Origin of the sequence: Nissabacter sp. SGAir0207 (genome assembly GCF_005491205.1) — a bacterium.
GTDB lineage: Bacteria > Pseudomonadota > Gammaproteobacteria > Enterobacterales > Enterobacteriaceae > Chimaeribacter.
This window is the reverse complement of record NZ_CP028035.1, coordinates 3188588-3207789: the sequence shown is the minus strand read 5'-3', so window position 1 is coordinate 3207789 and position 19202 is coordinate 3188588. Positions and strand designations below refer to the sequence as shown.

The window sequence follows — 19202 nt, the reverse complement described above, 5'->3', positions numbered from 1 at the left end:
CAGAAGAATATAAGCAGTTATTTATTGCTCAATTTGCCTTTTTTTTAATCTGTTATTAAGTGATGGCAAAAATTTCCTTAGCTAATCATGGCTTTAATATTTATTGCCATGCCGCACCCTTCATGGGCAGTGAATTCCGCTCTGCTAACCCCCGAGAAATATTGCGAAACCGCCTCCGCGCTGGCTTGACAAGGTTTTCATACCCTCCGTAAACTCCTTTAGGTGGGAATTTGTGGGAGAAAGTGGTGAAAATGGTCATCAAGGGGTAGCGAACCATGTTCCGTGGGGCAACGCTTGTTAACCTCGACAGTAAAGGACGGCTCGCCGTACCCACCCGTTACCGGGAGATGCTGAACGAGAGTTCCCAAGGCCAGATGGTATGTACCATTGACCTTCACCAGCCCTGCTTGCTGCTTTACCCCCTGCCTGAATGGGAAGTCATAGAAAGAAAATTGTCCCGTCTGTCGAGCATGAATCCGACCGAACGTCGCGTGCAGCGTCTTCTTTTAGGACATGCCAGTGAGTGTCAGATGGATAACGCCGGGCGCTTGCTGATTGCCGGCACATTGCGCCAGCACGCCAGGCTCACCAAAGAAGTGATGCTGGTCGGGCAGTTCAATAAGTTTGAACTGTGGGATGAACAGACCTGGTATCAACAAGTTAAGGAAGATATTGACGCTGAGCAATCGGGTCAGGAGCCGTTATCCGACCGATTACAGGATTTGTCATTATAAGCATGTTGGAAAATTACAAGCATAAAACCGTGCTGCTTGATGAGGCCGTCAACGGCCTGAACATTCGCAGCAGTGGCATCTACATCGACGGTACGTTCGGTCGCGGCGGTCACTCTCGCCTGATTCTGTCCCAACTTGGGCCGGATGGGCAACTGCTGGCAATCGATCGTGATCCTCAGGCCATTCAGGCCGCTGAATCCATTGCCGACCCCCGTTTTACCATCATACACGGCCCGTTCTCTGACTTGGCGCACTACGTGCGCGAGCGTGGGCTGGAGGGGAAGATTGACGGCATCCTGCTGGATCTGGGCGTCTCCTCCCCGCAACTGGATGACCCGGAGCGCGGTTTCTCCTTTATGCGTGACGGGCCGCTGGACATGCGCATGGATCCGACCCGCGGCCTCTCCGCGGCGGAGTGGCTGCAAAAGGCCGAGGCTGACGACATCGCTTGGGTGCTGAAAACCTTCGGCGAAGAGCGTTTTGCCAAGCGCATCGCGCGGGCCATTGTCGAACGCAATCGTGAACTTCCGATGACACGCACCAAAGAGCTGGCGGAGCTGATTGCCGCGGCCACGCCGATCCGTGACAAGCACAAACACCCCGCCACCCGCAGTTTCCAGGCCATCCGCATCTACATCAACAGCGAGTTGGAGGAGATTGAGCGTGCCTTGGAAGGGGCGCTGGAGGTGCTGGCACCGGGCGGCCGTCTCTCCATCATCAGCTTCCACTCGCTGGAAGACCGCATCGTCAAGCGCTTCATGCGCCAGCACAGCCGTGGCCCTCAGGTGCCAGCCGGCCTGCCGATGACCGAAGCGCAGCTGCGCGAACTGGGCGGCCGCTCGCTGAAAGTGATTGGCAAGATGATGCCTTCGGAGCCAGAAGTGGCCGAGAACCCGCGCGCGCGCAGTTCCGTGTTGCGCTTCGCTGAGAGGACGGGCGGGTGATTGGCACCGAGCGGCATGGACTGGTCGGCGTCATTGGCGGCGACCTGCTGCGTCATGGCAAGCTTCCGGTCATCCTGCTGGTGTCGGTGCTGGTCTCCGCCGTTCTGGTGGTGACCACCGCCCACCGCACGCGCCTGCTGACGGCAGAGCGCGAGCAGCTGGTGCTGGAGCGGGACGCCCTCGACATTGAGTGGCGCAACCTGATCTTGGAAGAGAATGCCTTGGGCGATCACAGCCGGGTGGAGCAGATCGCGACCCAAAAGTTGCAGTTGCAGCATGTTGATCCTGCGCAAGAGAACATTGTGGTTAAACAATAATTTGAGGGAGCCGGTATACCGCGCATGAAAGCCACACGTGGAGTGAAGTTGAAACGCCAGGATGATCAGGCCAGCTTTGTCAGCTGGCGTTTTGCGTTGCTGTGTGGCTGCATTTTGCTGGCACTGGTCGGCCTGATGTTGCGCGTCGCCTACCTTCAGGTGATTAACCCCGACCGGCTGGTGCGCGAGGGCGACATGCGCTCCCTGCGCGTGCAGCAGGTGCCTACCGCGCGCGGCATGATCAGTGACCGCGCTGGCCGCCCGTTGGCGGTGAGCGTGCCGGTCAACGCCATCTGGGCCGATCCCAAAGAGCTGAATGAGCACGGCGGCATCACCCTCGACACCCGCTGGAAGGCGCTCTCTGACGCGCTCTCCATCCCGCTCGACCAACTCTCCACCCGCATCAACGCCAACCCGAAAGGGCGCTTTGTCTATCTGGCGCGTCAGGTCAATCCCGCCATCGGTGAGTACATCCACAAACTCAAGCTGCCGGGCATCTACCTGCGCCAGGAGTCGCGCCGCTACTACCCGGCCGGACAGGTCACCGCCCATGTGATTGGCGTGACCAACATCGATGGCAAGGGGATCGAGGGCGTGGAGAGCAGCTTCAACCGCTGGCTGACCGGCCAACCGGGCGAGCGCACGGTGCGCAAGGATCGCTATGGGCGGGTGATTGAGGATATCTCCTCCGTGGACAGCCAGGCGGCGCACAATCTGGTGCTCAGCATCGATGAACGGTTGCAGGCGCTGGTCTACCGCGAGCTGAACAACGCGGTGGCGTTCAACAAGGCGGAGTCGGGCACGGCGGTACTGGTGGACGTCAACACCGGCGAAGTGCTGGCGATGGCCAACAGCCCCTCCTACAACCCGAACAACCTGAGCGGCACCCCGCAGGAAGCGATGCGCAACCGCGCCATCACCGATATTTTCGAGCCGGGTTCCACCGTGAAGCCGATGGTGGTGATGACCGCGCTGCAACATGGTGTAGTACGTGAAAACAGCGTGCTGCAAACCCTGCCGTATCGAGTCAATGGCCACGAGATCAAAGACGTGGCGCGCTACAACGAGCTGACCCTGACGGGGGTCTTGCAGAAATCGAGTAACGTCGGCGTCTCCAAGCTGGCGTTAGCGATGCCCTCCTCGGCGCTGGTAGAAACTTACTCGCGTTTCGGGTTGGGAAAACCGACCAATTTGGGGCTGGTCGGAGAGAGCAGTGGCTTATATCCCCATAAACAACGGTGGTCTGACATAGAGAGGGCCACCTTCTCATTTGGCTACGGGCTGATGGTAACGCCGTTACAGTTAGCGCGTGTGTACGCCACCATTGGCAGCCTGGGCATCTATCGCCCGCTGTCGATTACCAAAGTGGACCCGCCGGTCTCCGGGGAGCGCGTCTTTCCTGAGCACTTGGTGCGTACCGTGGTGCATATGATGGAGAGCGTGGCACTGCCGGGCGGCGGTGGCACCAAAGCCGCGATCAAAGGCTATCGCATCGCCATCAAGACCGGTACGGCGAAAAAGGTCGGCCCGGATGGCCGATACGTCAACAAATATATTGCCTATACCGCAGGCGTCGCCCCGGCCAGCAACCCGCGCTTTGCGCTGGTGGTGGTGATTAACGATCCGCAGGCCGGGAAGTACTACGGCGGCGCGGTATCGGCACCGGTGTTCGGTGCCATCATGGGCGGCGTGTTGCGGACAATGAATGTGGAACCGGATGCCCTGATGACTCCCGGCACAACCGGCGAGAAGGGCGATCTCGTAAACAACAAAAAAGAGGGTTCAGGTGGCCGATCGTAATTTGCGCGACTTACTCGCTCCTTGGGTGGCGAATGCCCCGGAGTGCGCGCTGCGGGAAATGACGCTGGACAGCCGCGTGGCGGCTGCCGGGGATCTGTTTGTGGCCGTGGTTGGCCATCAGGCGGACGGACGCCGCTATATCCCACAAGCCATCGCCCAGGGCGTGGCGGCCGTGATCGCGGAAGCGGACGGCGTGGCTGACAACGGTACGCTGGCGGAAGTGCATGGCGTGCCGGTGATCTACCTGCATAACCTTCACCAACAGCTGTCGGCGCTGGCTGGCCGCTTCTACCAGCAGCCCGGCGAGGCGCTGCGCTTGGTGGGCGTGACCGGCACCAACGGCAAGACCACCACTACCCAGCTGCTGGCGCAGTGGAGCCAGGCACTGGGCGATACCAGCGCCGTGATGGGCACCATCGGCAACGGCCTGCTCGGGCAGGTGGTGCCAGCGGAGAACACCACCGGTTCCGCGGTGGATGTGCAGCAGGCGCTGCGTACGCTGGCAGACAAGGGCGCGACCTTCGCCGCGATGGAGGTCTCCTCCCACGGGCTGGTGCAGCACCGGGTCGCCGCGCTGCCGTTTGCCGCTGCGCTGTTCACCAACCTGAGCCGCGACCACCTCGATTACCACGGCGACATGGCCGGGTATGAGGCGGCGAAGTGGCTGCTCTTCTCCACCCATCAGGTGGGGCAGAAGATTATCAATGCCGACGACGCGGTCGGGCAGCGCTGGCTTAGCCAGTTGCCGGACGCGGTGGCGGTCGCTGTCGAACAGCCCCTGCCGGAAGGGTGGGCAGGTCGCTGGCTGGCAGCGCGTGAAGTGCAATATCACGATCAGGGCGTGCGCGTTGCCTTCGACTCTAGCTGGGGCGAGGGCGTACTGGAAGCGCGCCTGATTGGCGCATTCAACGTCAGCAACCTGCTGATGGCGCTGGCGACCCTATTGGCGCTCGGCTATCCGCTGGCGGCGCTGCTCAAGGCTGCGCCGCAACTGCAACCAGTGTGCGGCCGCATGGAGGTGTTCACCGCCCCCGGCAAGCCCACGGTGGTGGTGGACTACGCCCATACGCCGGATGCGCTGGAGAAAGCGCTGGCGGCGGCCCGCCTGCACTGTAAAGGGCAGTTGTGGTGCGTCTTTGGCTGTGGCGGCGACCGTGACAAGGGCAAGCGCCCGCTAATGGGCGGCATTGCTGAGCAGTACGCCGACCGCGTGGTGGTAACGGATGACAACCCGCGCAGCGAGGAGCCGCGCGCGATTGTCGCGGATATCCTCAGTGGCCTGCTGGATGCGAGCCGCGCGCAGGCGATCCACGGCCGCACCGAAGCGGTCACCCATACCATCATGCAGGCCACGCCAGATGACGTGGTGCTGATCGCTGGCAAGGGGCATGAGGATTACCAACTGGTCGGCAACCGCCGGCTTGACTACTCCGACCGTTTGACGGTCGCCCGGCTGCTGGGGGTGATGGCATGATTTCCGTCTCCCTCAAAACACTGGCCGCGGTGCTGGACGCCGAGCTGATTGGCGCAGATTGCGAGATTGACGCGGTCGAAACCGATACCCGCAAACTGACCGCTGGCTGCTTGTTTGTCGCGCTGAAGGGCGAGAACCATGACGCCCACAACTTTGTCGATCAGGCGATCGGCGCCGGCTGTGCCGCGCTGCTGGTGAGCCGCCCGGTTGATGCCTCTGTACCGCAGTTGCGGGTGGCGGACACGCGCATCGCCCTTGGGCAGTTGGCCGCCTGGGTGCGCAACCAGATGCCGGCGCGCATCGTTGGCCTGACCGGCTCCTCCGGCAAAACCTCCGTGAAGGAGATGACGGCGACGATTCTGCGCGAGTGCGGCAACGTGCTCTACACCCAAGGCAACTTCAACAATGACATCGGCGTGCCGCTGACGCTGTTGCGCCTGAAGCCGCAGCACCAGTTTGCGGTGGTGGAGATGGGGGCGAACCACATCGGTGAGATCGCCTACACCACGGCGCTGGTGAAACCGGAGAGCGCGCTGGTCAACAACCTGGCGGCGGCCCATCTGGAGGGCTTCGGCTCGCTGGAAGGGGTGGCGATCGCCAAGGGTGAGATTTTCGATGGCCTGCCACCGCAGGGCGTGGCGGTGATCAATGCCGACAGCCATGACGAGCCGCGTTGGGCGCCTTCGCTGGCGGGCAAAACCGTCTGGCGCTTCTCGCCGCAGGCGGCAGAGGGCGTGGACTTCTACGCCAGCGACGTGCAGGTCGGGCAGCAGGGCACCACCTTTATGCTGCATACGCCGGTAGGTGAAGTGAGTGTTCGCTTACCTCTGCCGGGGCGGCACAACATTGCCAACGCGCTGGCGGCGACGGCGCTGGCGTTGTCAGTCGGCGCATCGCTGGACGCGGTGGCTCAGGGGCTGGCGAAGTTGCAGGCCGTGCCGGGCCGTTTGTTCCCGATCCCGCTGGGGGAGGGGAGGCTGGTGCTGGATGACAGCTACAACGCCAACGTCGGTTCCATGACCGCCGCCGCCCAGGTGCTCTCGGAGATGCCGGGCTACCGCGTGATGGTGGTGGGCGACATGGCCGAGCTGGGGGCTGATAGCGCGGCGTGCCACCGTCAGGTGGGCGAGGCGGCGCGGGCGGCAGGCATCGACAAAGTATTAAGCGTGGGGCGCGAGAGCCAACTGGTAAGTGATGCCAGCGGCTGTGGCGAACATTTCGCAGACAAAACAGCAGTGGTGGCCCGGTTAACGAGCTTACTGTCTGAACATGCGGTTATTACCGTTTTGGTTAAAGGTTCACGTAGTGCCGCAATGGAGCAGGTAGTACGCGCGTTACAGGAGAGTGCAACATGTTAGTTTGGCTGGCCGAACATCTGGTCAAGTATTATTCCGGCTTCAACGTCTTTTCCTATCTGACGTTCCGCGCCATCGTCAGCCTGCTTACTGCGCTGTTTATTTCACTCTGGATGGGGCCGCGCCTGATCGCCTACTTGCAAAAGTTGCAGATCGGCCAAGTGGTGCGTAACGACGGCCCGGAGTCGCACTTCAGCAAGCGCGGCACCCCGACCATGGGCGGGATCATGATCCTCACCTCCATCACCATCTCGGTGCTGATGTGGGCCTACCCCTCCAACCCCTATGTCTGGTGCGTGCTGTTTGTGCTGGTGGGGTATGGCATCGTCGGGTTTGTGGATGACTACCGCAAGGTGGTGCGCAAAAACACCAAAGGGCTGATCGCCCGCTGGAAGTACTTCTGGCAGTCGGTGATTGCGCTGGCGGTGGCCTTCGCACTGTACGCCATCGGCAAGGACACGCCAGCGACCCAGCTGGTGGTGCCATTCTTCAAGGACATCATGCCGCAGCTGGGGCTGCTCTATATCCTGCTCTCCTACTTCGTGATTGTCGGCACCAGTAACGCCGTCAACCTGACAGATGGGCTGGATGGGCTGGCAATCATGCCGACCGTCTTCGTGGCGGCCGGGCTGGCGCTGGTCTCTTGGGCGACCGGGAACATGAACTTCGCCAACTACCTGCATATCCCGTACCTGCGACATGCCGGTGAGCTGGTGATTGTCTGTACCGCCATCGTGGGTGCCGGGCTGGGCTTCCTGTGGTTCAACACCTATCCGGCGCAGGTCTTTATGGGTGACGTCGGTTCACTGGCGCTGGGCGGCGCGCTGGGCACCATCGCGGTGCTGCTGCGTCAGGAGTTCCTGCTGGTGATCATGGGCGGCGTGTTCGTGGTGGAGACGCTGTCGGTCATCCTGCAGGTGGGATCGTTCAAGCTGCGCGGGCAACGTATCTTCCGCATGGCGCCGATTCACCACCACTATGAACTGAAAGGCTGGCCGGAGCCGCGCGTCATCGTGCGCTTCTGGATTATTTCGCTGATGCTGGTGCTGATTGGCCTGGCGACGCTGAAGGTACGGTAATCATGGCTGACTATCAGGATAAAAAGGTCGTCATTATCGGGTTGGGGCTAACGGGCCTCTCCTGCGTGGAGTTCTTCATGGCGCGTGGCGTGACGCCGCGGGTCATGGACACCCGCGCCAACCCGCCGGGACAAGACGCACTGCCCGCTGGCGTGGAGTGCCATGTCGGCTCGCTCAATGAAGCGTGGCTGATGGCGGCTGACCTGATTGTCGCCAGCCCCGGTCTGGCGCTGGCCACCCCGGCGCTGAGCGCGGCGGCGGAGGCGGGCGTTGAGATCGTCGGCGACGTGGAGCTGTTCTGCCGTGAGGCGCAGGCCCCGATTGTGGCCATCACCGGCTCCAACGGCAAAAGCACTGTCACCACCCTGGTGGGCGAAATGGCGAAGGCCGCTGGTTGGGCGGTCGGCGTGGGCGGCAACATCGGGCTGCCGGTGCTGTCGCTGCTGGAGAACCCTTGCCAGCTTTACGTGCTGGAGCTGTCGAGCTTCCAGCTGGAGACCACCTCCAGCCTGAAGGCCACGGCCGCCACCATCCTGAACGTCACCGAAGACCATATGGATCGCTATCCGTTTGGGCTGCAACAGTACCGCGCCGCCAAGCTGCGCATCTATGAGAATGCGGAAATTTGTGTGGTAAATGCCGATGACGCCCTCACGATGCCGGTGCGCGGTGCCGATAAACGTTGCGTCAGTTTTGGCACCGACGTTGGCGACTACCACCTCAACCGCCAGCAGGGCGAAACCTGGCTGCGGGTGCGGGGCGAAAAAGTCCTGAACACCAAAGAGATGGCGTTGACCGGTCAGCATAATTACACCAATGCCCTGGCGGCGCTGGCGCTGGCGGATGCCGCTGGCATCCCGCGCGCCTCCAGCCTGAAAGCGTTGACCACCTTTGGCGGGCTGGCGCACCGCTTCCAGCTGGTGCACCAGCAGAATGGGGTGCGCTGGATCAATGACTCTAAGGCCACGAACGTCGGCAGCACTGAGGCGGCGCTGAAGGGGTTGCAGACCGACGGCACGCTCTACCTGCTGCTGGGCGGCGACGGCAAATCCGCGGACTTCTCGCCGCTGGCGCCTTATCTGGCGCGGCCAGACATCCGTGTCTACTGCTTTGGCCGGGATGGCGATGCGCTGGCTGAGTTGCGCCCGGAGGTGTCGGTGCGTGTAGAGACAATGGAACAGGCGATGCGGGCGCTGGCCCCGGCGCTCCAGAGCGGCGACATGGTGCTGCTCTCGCCAGCCTGCGCCAGCCTTGACCAGTTCCGCAATTTTGAGCAGCGGGGCGATGAGTTTGCCCGGCTGGCTAAGGAGTTAGGCCAATGAAGATCCCGGGCCTGCGTCTGATAGGCGGCCTCTTTGCCAGCCTGTTTGGCAAGCTCAATGACTGGGTGATGGGCGCGCGCGAAAGCGACAACACCAGCATGGTGCTCTATGACCGCACCCTGCTGTGGCTCACCTTCGGTCTGGCGATTATCGGCTTTGTGATGGTCACCTCGGCTTCGATGCCGATTGGCCAGCGGCTGGCGGACGATCCTTTCCTGTTCGCCAAGCGTGATGCGCTCTACCTTGGGCTGGCGTTCGTGCTCGCGCTGGTGACGCTGCGGGTACCGATGGCCGTCTGGCAGCGCTACAGCAACGTGATGCTACTGCTGTCACTGGTGATGCTGCTGATTGTGTTGGTGGTAGGCAGTTCGGTCAACGGTGCCTCGCGCTGGATCGCGCTCGGGCCGCTGCGTATACAGCCAGCGGAGTTCTCCAAGCTTTCGCTGTTCTGCTACCTCGCCAGCTATCTGGTGCGGAAAGTGGAGGAGGTGCGCAGCAACTTTTGGGGCTTCTGCAAACCGATGGGCGTGATGGTAATGCTGGCGGTGCTGCTGTTGGCGCAGCCAGACCTCGGCACCGTGGTGGTGCTGTTCATTACCACGCTGGCGATGCTGTTCCTGGCCGGTGCGAAAATGTGGCAGTTTTTGGCGATTATCGGCTCCGGCGCCTTTGCGGTGGTGCTGCTGATCATTGCCGAGCCGTACCGTATGCGCCGCGTTACCTCGTTCTGGAACCCGTGGGCCGATCCCTTCGGCAGCGGCTACCAGTTAACCCAGTCGCTGATGGCGTTTGGCCGCGGTGAATTCTGGGGGCAGGGGCTGGGTAACTCCGTACAGAAACTGGAGTATTTGCCGGAAGCGCACACCGATTTTATTTTCTCCATTCTCGGTGAGGAGCTGGGGTATTTCGGTGTGGTTTTGGCCTTGTTAATGGTATTCTTCGTCGCTTTTCGGGCGATGTCCATCGGCCGCAAGGCGTTGGAGATCGATCAGCGCTTTTCCGGCTTCCTGGCCTGTTCGATTGGCGTCTGGTTTAGCTTTCAGGCACTGGTCAACGTCGGCGCTGCCGCCGGTATGCTGCCGACCAAGGGCCTGACGCTGCCGCTGATCAGTTACGGCGGCTCGAGCCTGTTGATTATGTCCACGGCAATTGTTCTGTTGCTGCGGATCGATTTTGAAACGCGGATGACGAAAGCGCAGGCGTTTGTAAGGGGTTAATGATGAGTGGCAAGACCAAGCGTTTACTGGTGATGGCAGGCGGGACTGGCGGGCATGTGTTCCCGGGGCTGGCCGTGGCTCATCACCTGATGGCGCAGGGCTGGCAGGTACGCTGGCTGGGAACTGCCGACCGGATGGAGGCGGATCTGGTGCCCAAGCATGGCATTGAGATCGACTTTATCCGCATTTCCGGGCTGCGCGGCAAGGGGCTGAAGGCCCAGCTGCTGGCCCCGGTGCGCATCTTCCGCGCGGTGCGTCAGGCGAAAGCGATTATCCGCCGCGATCAGCCGGATGTGGTGCTGGGCATGGGCGGTTACGTCTCCGGCCCCGGCGGCCTGGCGGCGTGGCTCAGCGGCGTCCCGGTGGTGCTGCACGAGCAAAACGGCATCGCTGGCCTGACCAACCGCTGGCTGTCGAAGATCGCCAAAAAGGTGTTGCAGGCGTTCCCCGGTGCCTTTGCCAAGGCCGAGGTAGTGGGCAACCCGGTGCGCACTGACGTGCTGGCGCTGCCGCTGCCAGCCACCCGACTGGCGGGCCGTGAAGGCCCGATCCGCGTACTGGTGGTGGGCGGCAGTCAGGGCGCGCGCGTCCTGAACCAGACCCTGCCAGCGGTGGCCGCCGCGATGGGCGAGCGCATCACCCTCTGGCATCAGGTGGGTAAGGGCGCGCTGGCCGAGGTTGAGCAGGCGTACCGCGCCGCTGGCCAGCCGGGGCACCGGATTGCCGAATTTATTGATGACATGGCCGAGGCTTACGCTTGGGCTGATGTGGTGGTCTGCCGCTCCGGCGCGCTGACCGTCAGCGAGATCGCCGCCGCGGGCCTGCCGGCAATCTTCGTGCCGTTCCAGCATAAGGATCGCCAGCAATACTGGAATGCCTTGCCGCTGGAAAAGGCGGGTGCGGCCCGCATTCTGGAGCAACCAGACTTTACCGCCGAGGCGGTGTGCGGGTTGCTGGCCCAGTGGGATCGTCCGACGTTGGCTGAGATGGCGCAACGGGCTCGGGCGGTCGCCATTCCGGACGCCACCGAGCGGGTGGCTGCCGAGGTGTGCGCCGCGGCGCATATTGACTATGAGCGAACCGCGCCGCGCGCGGTTGCCAATCAGTAACGATGGAAAAGTGAAAAACAACGTGAATACACAACAATTGGCGAAACTCAGAACCTTCGTGCCCGAGATGCATCGCGTCCGGCACATCCACTTTGTTGGCATCGGTGGTGCCGGCATGGGTGGCATCGCCGAAGTGTTGGCTAATGAGGGCTACCAGATCAGCGGCTCTGATCTGGCGCCGAACCCGGTGACGCAGCACCTGACGTCACTGGGCGCACAGATTTACTATCACCATCGCCCGGAAAACGTGCTGGACGCCAGCGTCGTGGTGGTCTCCTCCGCCATTACTCAGGACAACCCGGAGATCGTGGCAGCCCGCGAGGCGCGCATTCCGGTAATCCGCCGTGCGGAGATGTTGGCGGAGCTGATGCGCTTCCGCCACGGCATCGCCATTGCTGGCACCCACGGCAAAACCACCACCACGGCGATGGTGAGCAGCATTTACGCCGAGGCCGGGCTGGACCCGACCTTTGTGAACGGTGGGCTGGTGAAGGCCGCCGGTACCCATGCCCGGCTGGGGAGCAGCCGCTACCTGATCGCGGAAGCGGATGAGAGCGATGCCTCCTTCCTGCACCTGCAACCGATGGTGGCGATTGTGACCAACATCGAAGCCGATCACATGGATACCTATCAGGGCGACTTTGAGAACCTGAAGCAGACCTTCATCAACTTCCTGCACAACCTGCCGTTCTACGGGCGCGCGGTGATGTGCATTGATGACCCGGTGGTGCGCGAGCTGTTACCGCGCGTCGGCCGCCATGTCACCACCTATGGCTTTAGCGAGGATGCGGACGTGCGGCTGGAGGATTACCAGCAGCAGGGCGCTCAGGGGCACTTCACCCTGCGCCGTCAGGACAAGCCGCTGATGACCGTGACGCTGAACGCGCCGGGCCGCCACAACGCCCTGAACGCCGCGGCGGCGGTGGCGGTGGCGACCGAGGAGGGCATCGCTGATGCGGCCATCCTCAGCGCGCTGGCGGGCTTCCAGGGCACCGGGCGTCGCTTTGACTTCCTCGGCGAGTATCCGCTGGCCGCGGTCAATGGCAAAGAGGGCGCGGCGATGCTGGTGGATGACTACGGCCACCACCCGACCGAAGTGGACGCCACCATCAAGGCGGCGCGCGCCGGTTGGCCGGATAAGCGGCTGGTGATGATCTTCCAGCCGCACCGCTACACCCGCACCCGCGATCTGTATGACGACTTCGCCAATGTGCTGTCGCAAGTGGACGTGTTACTGATGCTGGACGTCTATGCGGCTGGCGAAGCGCCGATTCCGGGGGCGGATAGCCGCTCCCTCTGCCGCACGATCCGCGGGCGCGGTAAGATTGATCCTATTTTGGTTTCCGATGTGGATACCGTGCCGGAAAATCTTGCCCAAATCCTGGAGAATGAGGACTTGGTGCTGGTGCAGGGCGCTGGCAATGTCGGCAAGGTTGCCCGTAAATTGGCTGAGCAGAAATTTCAGCCCGTAAGAAAAGGTGAAGAGCAACATGGCTGATAAAGTCGCGGTATTACTGGGCGGCACCTCCGCTGAACGCGAAGTATCGTTGCAATCCGGGCAGGCAGTGCTGGCCGGCTTGCGTGAGTCGGGCATTGATGCCCATCCGGTCGATCCGCAAGAGACGCCGGTGACGCAGCTGAAAGAGCAGGGCTTCACCAAGGTATTTATCGCGCTGCATGGCCGCGGCGGTGAGGACGGCACCCTGCAAGGGCTGCTGGAGCATCTGGGCCTGCCCTATACCGGCAGCGGCGTGATGGCCTCGGCGCTGACGATGGACAAGATGCGCACCAAGCGCATCTGGCAGGCGATGAACTTGCCGGTCGCGCCGTTCGTGGCGCTCAACCGCCAACAGTTCACCTCCGGTGAGCTGGGCGAGGATGCCACTACGCTGGCCGCGCTCGGTTTCCCGCTGATTGTGAAGCCGAGTCGTGAAGGTTCGAGCGTCGGCATGAGCAAGGTAGACGGCATCGAACAGCTGCAACCGGCGCTGGAAGAGGCGTTCCGCCATGACGACGACGTGCTGGTGGAGAAGTGGCTGAGTGGGCCCGAGTTCACAGTTGCGATCCTGGGTGATGAGGTTCTGCCCTCAATCCGCATCCAACCGGCTGGGGTGTTCTATGATTACGAGGCGAAGTATCTCTCTGACGAGACGCAATATTTCTGCCCGAGCGGTGTCAGCGAACGTGAAGAGGCGCATCTGGCCGATCTGGCCCTGCGCGCATACCGCGCGCTGGATTGCCAGGGTTGGGGCCGGGTCGACATCATGCAGGACAGCAATGGCGGGTTCTACCTGCTTGAGGTGAACACCTCGCCGGGGATGACCAGCCACAGTCTGGTGCCGATGGCCGCCCGCCAGCATGGTTTGAGCTTTGCCCAGCTGGTGGCGCGCATTCTGGAGCTTGCTGACTGATATGTCGCAGGCGGCGTTGAATGCACGCGAGCGTAATGAGCCAACGGTCAGCCGTGGCCTGCGCCGCAGTAACGGTACCCGGCTGGTGGGGGTGCTCTTCCTGCTGCTGGTGCTTGGCACCATCGGCTGGGGTGGTTGGGCCGTGGTGGGCTGGATGAAAGATGCCAGCCGGTTGCCGCTCTCACGGCTGGTGGTGACAGGCGAGCGCCACTACACCACCAACGACGACATCCGCCAGGCGATTCTGGCGCTGGGGTCGCCGGGCACCTTCATGACGCAGGATGTGGATGTCATCCAGCAGCAGATTGAGCGGTTGCCGTGGATCAAGCAGGCCAGCGTGCGCAAGCAGTGGCCGGATGAGCTGAAGATCCACCTGGTGGAGTATGTGCCCGTCGCCCGCTGGAATGACCTGCACATGGTGGACGCGGACGCGAAGTCGTTCAGCGTGCCGTCAGAGCGGGTGGGCAAACAGACGTTGCCCCTGCTCTACGGGCCGGAGGGGAGTGAACAGGATGTTTTGCAAGGTTACAGAACGATGAGCCAGACGCTGGCCGCCAGTAAGTTCACGTTGAAGATAGTCTCCATGACCGCGCGTCACTCCTGGCAGCTGGCTTTGGACAACGATATCCGTATTGATCTGGGCCGTGACGACCGGGCAGGACGCTTGCAGCGCTTCATTGAGCTGTTCCCGGTGTTGCAGCAGCAGGCGCAGACCGACAGTAAGCGCATCAGCTACGTCGATCTGCGGTATGACACCGGTGCGGCAGTTGGCTGGGCTCCGGCGTTCGTGGAGCAGCAAAACAGTAATCAGGAACAAAATCAGGCACAGGCAAAACAACAATGATCAAGTCGACGGACAGAAAACTGGTAGTTGGACTGGAAATCGGTACGGCAAAGGTTGCGGCATTGGTAGGGGAAGTTCTGCCCGATGGCATGGTCAACATTATTGGGGTGGGCAGTTGCCCGTCCCGCGGTATGGACAAGGGTGGCGTTAACGACCTGGAGTCAGTGGTAAAATGCGTACAACGCGCCATTGATCAGGCGGAACTGATGGCAGATTGCCAGATTTCGTCAGTGTATCTGGCGCTTTCTGGCAAACATATCAGCTGTCAGAACGAAATCGGGATGGTTCCTATTTCGGAGGAGGAGGTCACGCAGGAAGATGTGGAGAATGTGGTCCACACCGCCAAATCGGTACGTGTGCGCGATGAGCACCGTATCCTGCATGTCATCCCCCAGGAGTACGCCATCGACTATCAGGAAGGCATCAAGAACCCGGTCGGCTTGTCCGGTGTCAGGATGCAGGCGAAGGTGCATCTGATCACCTGCCACAACGACATGGCGAAAAACATCGTCAAAGCGGTGGAACGTTGTGGCCTGAAAGTTGACCAACTGATTTTCGCCGGGCTGGCGGCCAGCTATGCGGTCTTGACTGAAGATGAACGCGAGTTGGGCGTCTGCGTGGTGGATATTGGCGGTGGTACGATGGATATCGCCGTCTACACGGGCGGGGCGCTGCGCCACACCAAGGTTATCCCTTACGCGGGGAACGTGGTGACCAGTGACATCGCCTACGCTTTCGGCACCCCGCCAACGGATGCCGAGGCGATTAAAGTGCGCCACGGATGCGCGCTGGGATCGATTGTCAGCAAGGATGAGAGCGTTGAAGTACCGAGCGTGGGCGGGCGTCCGCCACGCAGTCTGCAAAGGCAGACCCTGGCCGAGGTGATTGAGCCGCGCTACACCGAGCTGCTGAACCTGGTCAATGACGAGATCCTGCAGCTGCAGGAGCAACTGCGCCAGCAGGGCGTTAAACATCATTTGGCCGCCGGCATTGTCCTGACCGGCGGCGCGGCGCAAATTGATGGTCTGGCGGCTTGCGCCCAACGGGTGTTCCACACCCAAGTGCGTATTGGCCAGCCGTTGAACATCACCGGGCTAACGGATTATGCGCAGGAGCCTTACTACTCGACAGCGGTCGGGCTGCTGCACTACGGAAAAGAGTCTCACCTGAGCGGTGAGGCGGAAGTGGAAAAACGCGCCTCAGTGGGCAACTGGTTCAAACGAATCAACAGCTGGCTGAGAAAAGAATTTTAATGTTTAACAAGAGATCAAGCTGATCCTCTTTTTTTGATCTCGAAGCGACAGGCACAAAACGGAGAGAAATTATGTTTGAACCTATGGAATTAACCAATGACGCGGTGATTAAAGTCATCGGCGTCGGCGGTGGCGGCGGTAATGCCGTTGAACATATGGTGCGCGAGCGCATCGAAGGTGTTGAATTCTTCGCCGTAAACACAGACGCTCAGGCGCTGCGTAAGACGGCGGTGGGCCAAACCATCCAAATCGGCAGCGGCATCACCAAAGGGCTGGGCGCGGGCGCCAACCCGGAAGTGGGCCGTAACTCTGCTGAAGAGGACCGCGAGGCACTGCGTACGGCGCTGGAAGGCGCTGACATGGTCTTCATCGCAGCCGGCATGGGCGGCGGCACCGGGACGGGCGCAGCGCCTGTCGTGGCTGAAGTGGCCAAAGATCTGGGTATTCTGACCGTCGCTGTGGTGACCAAGCCTTTCAACTTTGAAGGCAAAAAGCGCATGGCGTTTGCGGAGCAGGGCATCGCCGAGCTCTCCAAACACGTTGATTCGCTGATCACCATCCCGAATGACAAGCTGCTGAAGGTGCTGGGTCGTGGTATCTCCCTGCTGGACGCGTTCGGCGCGGCCAACGACGTGTTGAAAGGCGCGGTCCAGGGCATCGCTGAGCTGATTACCCGCCCAGGCCTGATGAACGTCGACTTTGCGGACGTGCGCACCGTGATGTCCGAAATGGGCTACGCGATGATGGGTTCTGGCGTCGCCTGTGGCGAAGATCGTGCCGAGGAAGCGGCAGAGATGGCCATCTCCAGCCCGCTGCTGGAAGACATCGACCTCTCTGGCGCGCGCGGCGTGCTGGTCAACATCACTGCGGGCTTCGACCTGCGTCTGGATGAGTTCGAAACCGTGGGTAACACCATCCGCGCCTTCGCCTCTGACAACGCGACTGTGGTAATCGGCACCTCGCTGGATCCGGAGATGAACGACGAACTGCGCGTCACCGTGGTGGCGACCGGTATCGGCATGGACAAACGCCCAGAGATCACCCTGGTCACCAACAAGCCGCAGACCCAACAGCAGCCAGTGATGGATCACCGTTACCAGCAGCATGGCCTCTCCCCGCTGCCACAGCAGCAGGAGAACAAACCGGCCGCCAAAGTGGTGAACGAGCAGAACACCCAATCCAACAAAGAGCCTGATTATCTGGATATTCCGGCCTTCCTGCGCAAGCAGGCGGATTAATTGTCGCTGCTTTTGCATCTCCGCTCTTTGTGCTAAACTGTCCCGCCGATCCTGGTATAAGCTAGGGTCGGTAGGATGGATAACATTGCGAGATAAAACGATGATCAAACAACGCACACTAAAACGTATTGTTCAGGCGACTGGCGTCGGTTTGCATACCGGCAAGAAAGTCACCCTGACCTTGCGCCCTGCACCGGCAAATACCGGGGTCATCTATCGTCGCACTGACTTGAATCCACCGGTTGATTTTCCGGCAGATGCAAAATCCGTGCGTGATACCATGCTCTGTACTTGCCTGGTCAATGAGCATGACGTACGTATTTCTACGGTTGAGCACCTGAATGCCGCACTGGCGGGATTGGGTATCGACAACATCGTGGTGGAAGTGGATGCGCCTGAAATCCCAATCATGGATGGCAGCGCCGCGCCCTTCGTCTACCTGTTGCTTGACGCCGGCATTGAAGAGCTGAACTCCGCCAAGAAATTCTTACGTATTAAGCAGCCTGTTCGCGTGGAAGAGGGCGACAAATGGGCCGAACTGACACCGCACAACGGTTTCAGCCTCGACTTCACCATCGACTTTAACCACCCAGCGATCAACGCCAGTTCGCAGCGCTACCGCATGGACTTCTCTGCCGACGCCTTTGTCCGCCAGATTAGCCGCGCGCGTACCTTCGGCTTTATGCGTGACATCGAGTACCTGCAATCCCGTGGCCTTTGCCTGGGCGGCAGTTTCGATTGCGCGATTGTCGTGGATGACTACCGCGTGCTGAACGAAGATGGCCTGCGTTTTGAGGACGAGTTTGTACGTCACAAAATGCTGGACGCCATCGGTGACCTGTTCATGTGCGGCCACAACATCATCGGCGCGCTGACGGCCTTCAAGTCCGGCCATGCGCTGAATAACAAGTTGCTGCAAGCGGTGTTGGCGAAACAGGAAGCGTGGGAATATGTGACCTTCGAGGACGAAGCGGAAATGCCGCTGGCATTCAAAGCCCCGTCCGCCGTACTGGCCTAATTCCGACGCGACGCGTTACTTGCCTCTGTTGGTTGCACTGGTACCCTCTCCGGCCAGTGCAGCCAGCCGTTCCAGGGCTTTCTTAAGCTTCTCTGGACTGCGCTCTGCCACCCCACGTAATACATCCGCGCTCTGCGGGCTAAGCTGCCGGAATACTTCCTGTTTTTCCTGTTCAACGCCTGAGCTTTTTTGCGTGGCCGCTTCCGCTTTTGCCATGAGCGACGGATTAATCCTGATGTCGATCGCACTCAATGATGGTAAGATTTGCGCTCGCAGAGCCGAGAGCAAAGTGGACTGTTCGTAGCGTAATCGCATCATCCAACTGGCATTCGCGGTTTCAAGCACTAAAATACCCTGTCGGTAATTGGCAACACGACACCAGGGGTGCAATTGAGCAGGCAACAGGCCTTTCACTGCACGATTAAGTTTTAAGAGCGCGGTTGCACGCTGCTGTACGCTATGCAGCGGGCTTTTTTCTCCCGCAGAAGCATCGTCGAACAGAACTTCTAATAATTGTGGGCGGCTATCACGCATGGCGGGGCTCCGGCGGATCTGAACTCGTAATGGGTATTCTAAATCTTTGGCGACAATTTGGCAGACGTTATTTCTGGCCGCATCTCCTGTTGGGGATGGTCGCGGCAAGCTTTGGGGTCTCCTCAAGCCTGAATGGCGCGTCTGAACAGTCGTCACTGCCCAATCCTGCCTCCTCGCTCAATCGCCAGAACAGCGCCAGCACCGCCTTCAGCCGCCTGATGCTGTTGCAGGAGTCGCAACGTCGTGCCTTTGCCGTGGATTATTGGCACCAGCACGCCATTCGCACCGTCATTCGTCACCTCTCATTCGCCTTTACGCCGCACACAATGGCGGAAAAGGATGAGGCGCAGGGTGCCCCCCTGCAAGCACAGCGTCTGGCGCTGCTGGTTTCGCTCAATGCGTTGCTGACGCAGGAGCCGAAGCCGCCCACCATTGTCCATCTCACTTCTCCCTCACTGTATGTCACTGTCTCACAACATCAACCGGGATTGTGGCTGGCCCAAGTGCAAGGTATTCGTGCCGGGCCGTTTGCATAATTCGATCAATACCTTTA

General features: G+C 60.9%; 18 protein-coding genes. 17 read left to right on the top strand and 1 reads right to left on the bottom strand.

The window, feature by feature from the left end:
• Nucleotides 1–275 precede the first annotated feature (275 nt).
• The 16 genes from mraZ to lpxC all read left to right on the top strand — a co-directional run bounded on the left by mraZ (nt 276) and on the right by lpxC (nt 18115).
• Nucleotides 276–734 carry a division/cell wall cluster transcriptional repressor MraZ gene (gene mraZ, locus C1N62_RS14380; protein ID WP_137764274.1) on the top strand — a complete coding sequence of 153 codons (459 nt, stop codon included), beginning with the start codon at nt 276–278 and terminating at the stop codon, nt 732–734.
• Nucleotides 735–736: 2 nt separating this feature from the next.
• Nucleotides 737–1678: a 16S rRNA (cytosine(1402)-N(4))-methyltransferase RsmH gene (gene rsmH / locus C1N62_RS14375; RefSeq protein WP_137764273.1), complete on the top strand. Its 942-nt coding sequence runs from the start codon at nt 737–739 to the stop codon at nt 1676–1678.
• Nucleotides 1675–1995 carry a cell division protein FtsL gene (gene ftsL / locus C1N62_RS14370; RefSeq protein WP_137764272.1) on the top strand — a complete coding sequence of 107 codons (321 nt, stop codon included), beginning with the start codon at nt 1675–1677 and terminating at the stop codon, nt 1993–1995. Before rsmH ends, ftsL begins: the two co-directional genes overlap by 4 nt.
• A 24-nt stretch (nt 1996–2019) precedes the next feature.
• Entirely contained in the window at nt 2020–3795 is a 1776-nt protein-coding gene (locus C1N62_RS14365) for a peptidoglycan glycosyltransferase FtsI (RefSeq protein WP_137764271.1), read from the top strand.
• On the top strand, nt 3782–5269 hold the full coding sequence (gene murE / locus C1N62_RS14360) for a UDP-N-acetylmuramoyl-L-alanyl-D-glutamate--2,6-diaminopimelate ligase (RefSeq protein ID WP_168195866.1): 1488 nt from the start codon (nt 3782–3784) through the stop codon (nt 5267–5269). Before C1N62_RS14365 ends, murE begins: the two co-directional genes overlap by 14 nt.
• Entirely contained in the window at nt 5266–6627 is a 1362-nt protein-coding gene (gene murF, locus C1N62_RS14355) for a UDP-N-acetylmuramoyl-tripeptide--D-alanyl-D-alanine ligase (RefSeq protein ID WP_137764270.1), read from the top strand. Before murE ends, murF begins: the two co-directional genes overlap by 4 nt.
• On the top strand, nt 6621–7703 hold the full coding sequence (gene mraY / locus C1N62_RS14350) for a phospho-N-acetylmuramoyl-pentapeptide-transferase (protein ID WP_137764269.1): 1083 nt from the start codon (nt 6621–6623) through the stop codon (nt 7701–7703). Before murF ends, mraY begins: the two co-directional genes overlap by 7 nt.
• A 2-nt stretch (nt 7704–7705) precedes the next feature.
• On the top strand, nt 7706–9025 hold the full coding sequence (gene murD, locus C1N62_RS14345; RefSeq protein ID WP_137764268.1) for a UDP-N-acetylmuramoyl-L-alanine--D-glutamate ligase: 1320 nt from the start codon (nt 7706–7708) through the stop codon (nt 9023–9025).
• The gene (ftsW, locus tag C1N62_RS14340; RefSeq protein WP_137764267.1) at nt 9022–10242 is read left to right on the top strand and encodes a cell division protein FtsW; all 1221 of its coding nucleotides are present in this window, start codon (nt 9022–9024) and stop codon (nt 10240–10242) included. The genes murD and ftsW overlap by 4 nt, the downstream gene beginning before the upstream one ends.
• A gap of 2 nt (nt 10243–10244) precedes the next feature.
• Nucleotides 10245–11351, top strand: coding sequence for an undecaprenyldiphospho-muramoylpentapeptide beta-N-acetylglucosaminyltransferase (gene murG / locus C1N62_RS14335; RefSeq protein ID WP_137764266.1), 1107 nt, complete (start codon nt 10245–10247; stop codon nt 11349–11351).
• Nucleotides 11352–11373: 22 nt separating this feature from the next.
• Nucleotides 11374–12849, top strand: a complete 1476-nt coding sequence (gene murC / locus C1N62_RS14330; protein WP_137764265.1) for a UDP-N-acetylmuramate--L-alanine ligase — start codon at nt 11374–11376, stop codon at nt 12847–12849.
• Entirely contained in the window at nt 12842–13762 is a 921-nt protein-coding gene (locus C1N62_RS14325; RefSeq protein WP_137764264.1) for a D-alanine--D-alanine ligase, read from the top strand. The genes murC and C1N62_RS14325 overlap by 8 nt, the downstream gene beginning before the upstream one ends.
• Nucleotide 13763: 1 nt before the next feature.
• On the top strand, nt 13764–14606 hold the full coding sequence (gene ftsQ / locus C1N62_RS14320; RefSeq protein WP_137765022.1) for a cell division protein FtsQ: 843 nt from the start codon (nt 13764–13766) through the stop codon (nt 14604–14606).
• The gene (ftsA, locus tag C1N62_RS14315) at nt 14603–15859 is read left to right on the top strand and encodes a cell division protein FtsA (RefSeq protein WP_072928843.1); all 1257 of its coding nucleotides are present in this window, start codon (nt 14603–14605) and stop codon (nt 15857–15859) included. The genes ftsQ and ftsA overlap by 4 nt, the downstream gene beginning before the upstream one ends.
• A gap of 71 nt (nt 15860–15930) precedes the next feature.
• A complete protein-coding gene (ftsZ, locus tag C1N62_RS14310) occupies nt 15931–17097 on the top strand; it encodes a cell division protein FtsZ (protein ID WP_137764263.1) in 1167 nt (388 codons plus the stop codon).
• Between the two features lie 100 nt (nt 17098–17197).
• Entirely contained in the window at nt 17198–18115 is a 918-nt protein-coding gene (gene lpxC / locus C1N62_RS14305; protein WP_137764262.1) for a UDP-3-O-acyl-N-acetylglucosamine deacetylase, read from the top strand.
• Between the two features lie 15 nt (nt 18116–18130).
• Here lpxC and C1N62_RS14300 read toward each other — a convergent pair whose 3' ends face one another.
• Nucleotides 18131–18649 carry a DUF721 domain-containing protein gene (locus C1N62_RS14300; protein ID WP_137764261.1) on the bottom strand — a complete coding sequence of 173 codons (519 nt, stop codon included), beginning with the start codon at nt 18647–18649 and terminating at the stop codon, nt 18131–18133.
• A gap of 29 nt (nt 18650–18678) precedes the next feature.
• Between C1N62_RS14300 and secM the strand changes: the two genes are divergently transcribed.
• The gene (gene secM / locus C1N62_RS14295; protein ID WP_137764260.1) at nt 18679–19185 is read left to right on the top strand and encodes a secA translation cis-regulator SecM; all 507 of its coding nucleotides are present in this window, start codon (nt 18679–18681) and stop codon (nt 19183–19185) included.
• Nucleotides 19186–19202 lie beyond the last annotated feature (17 nt).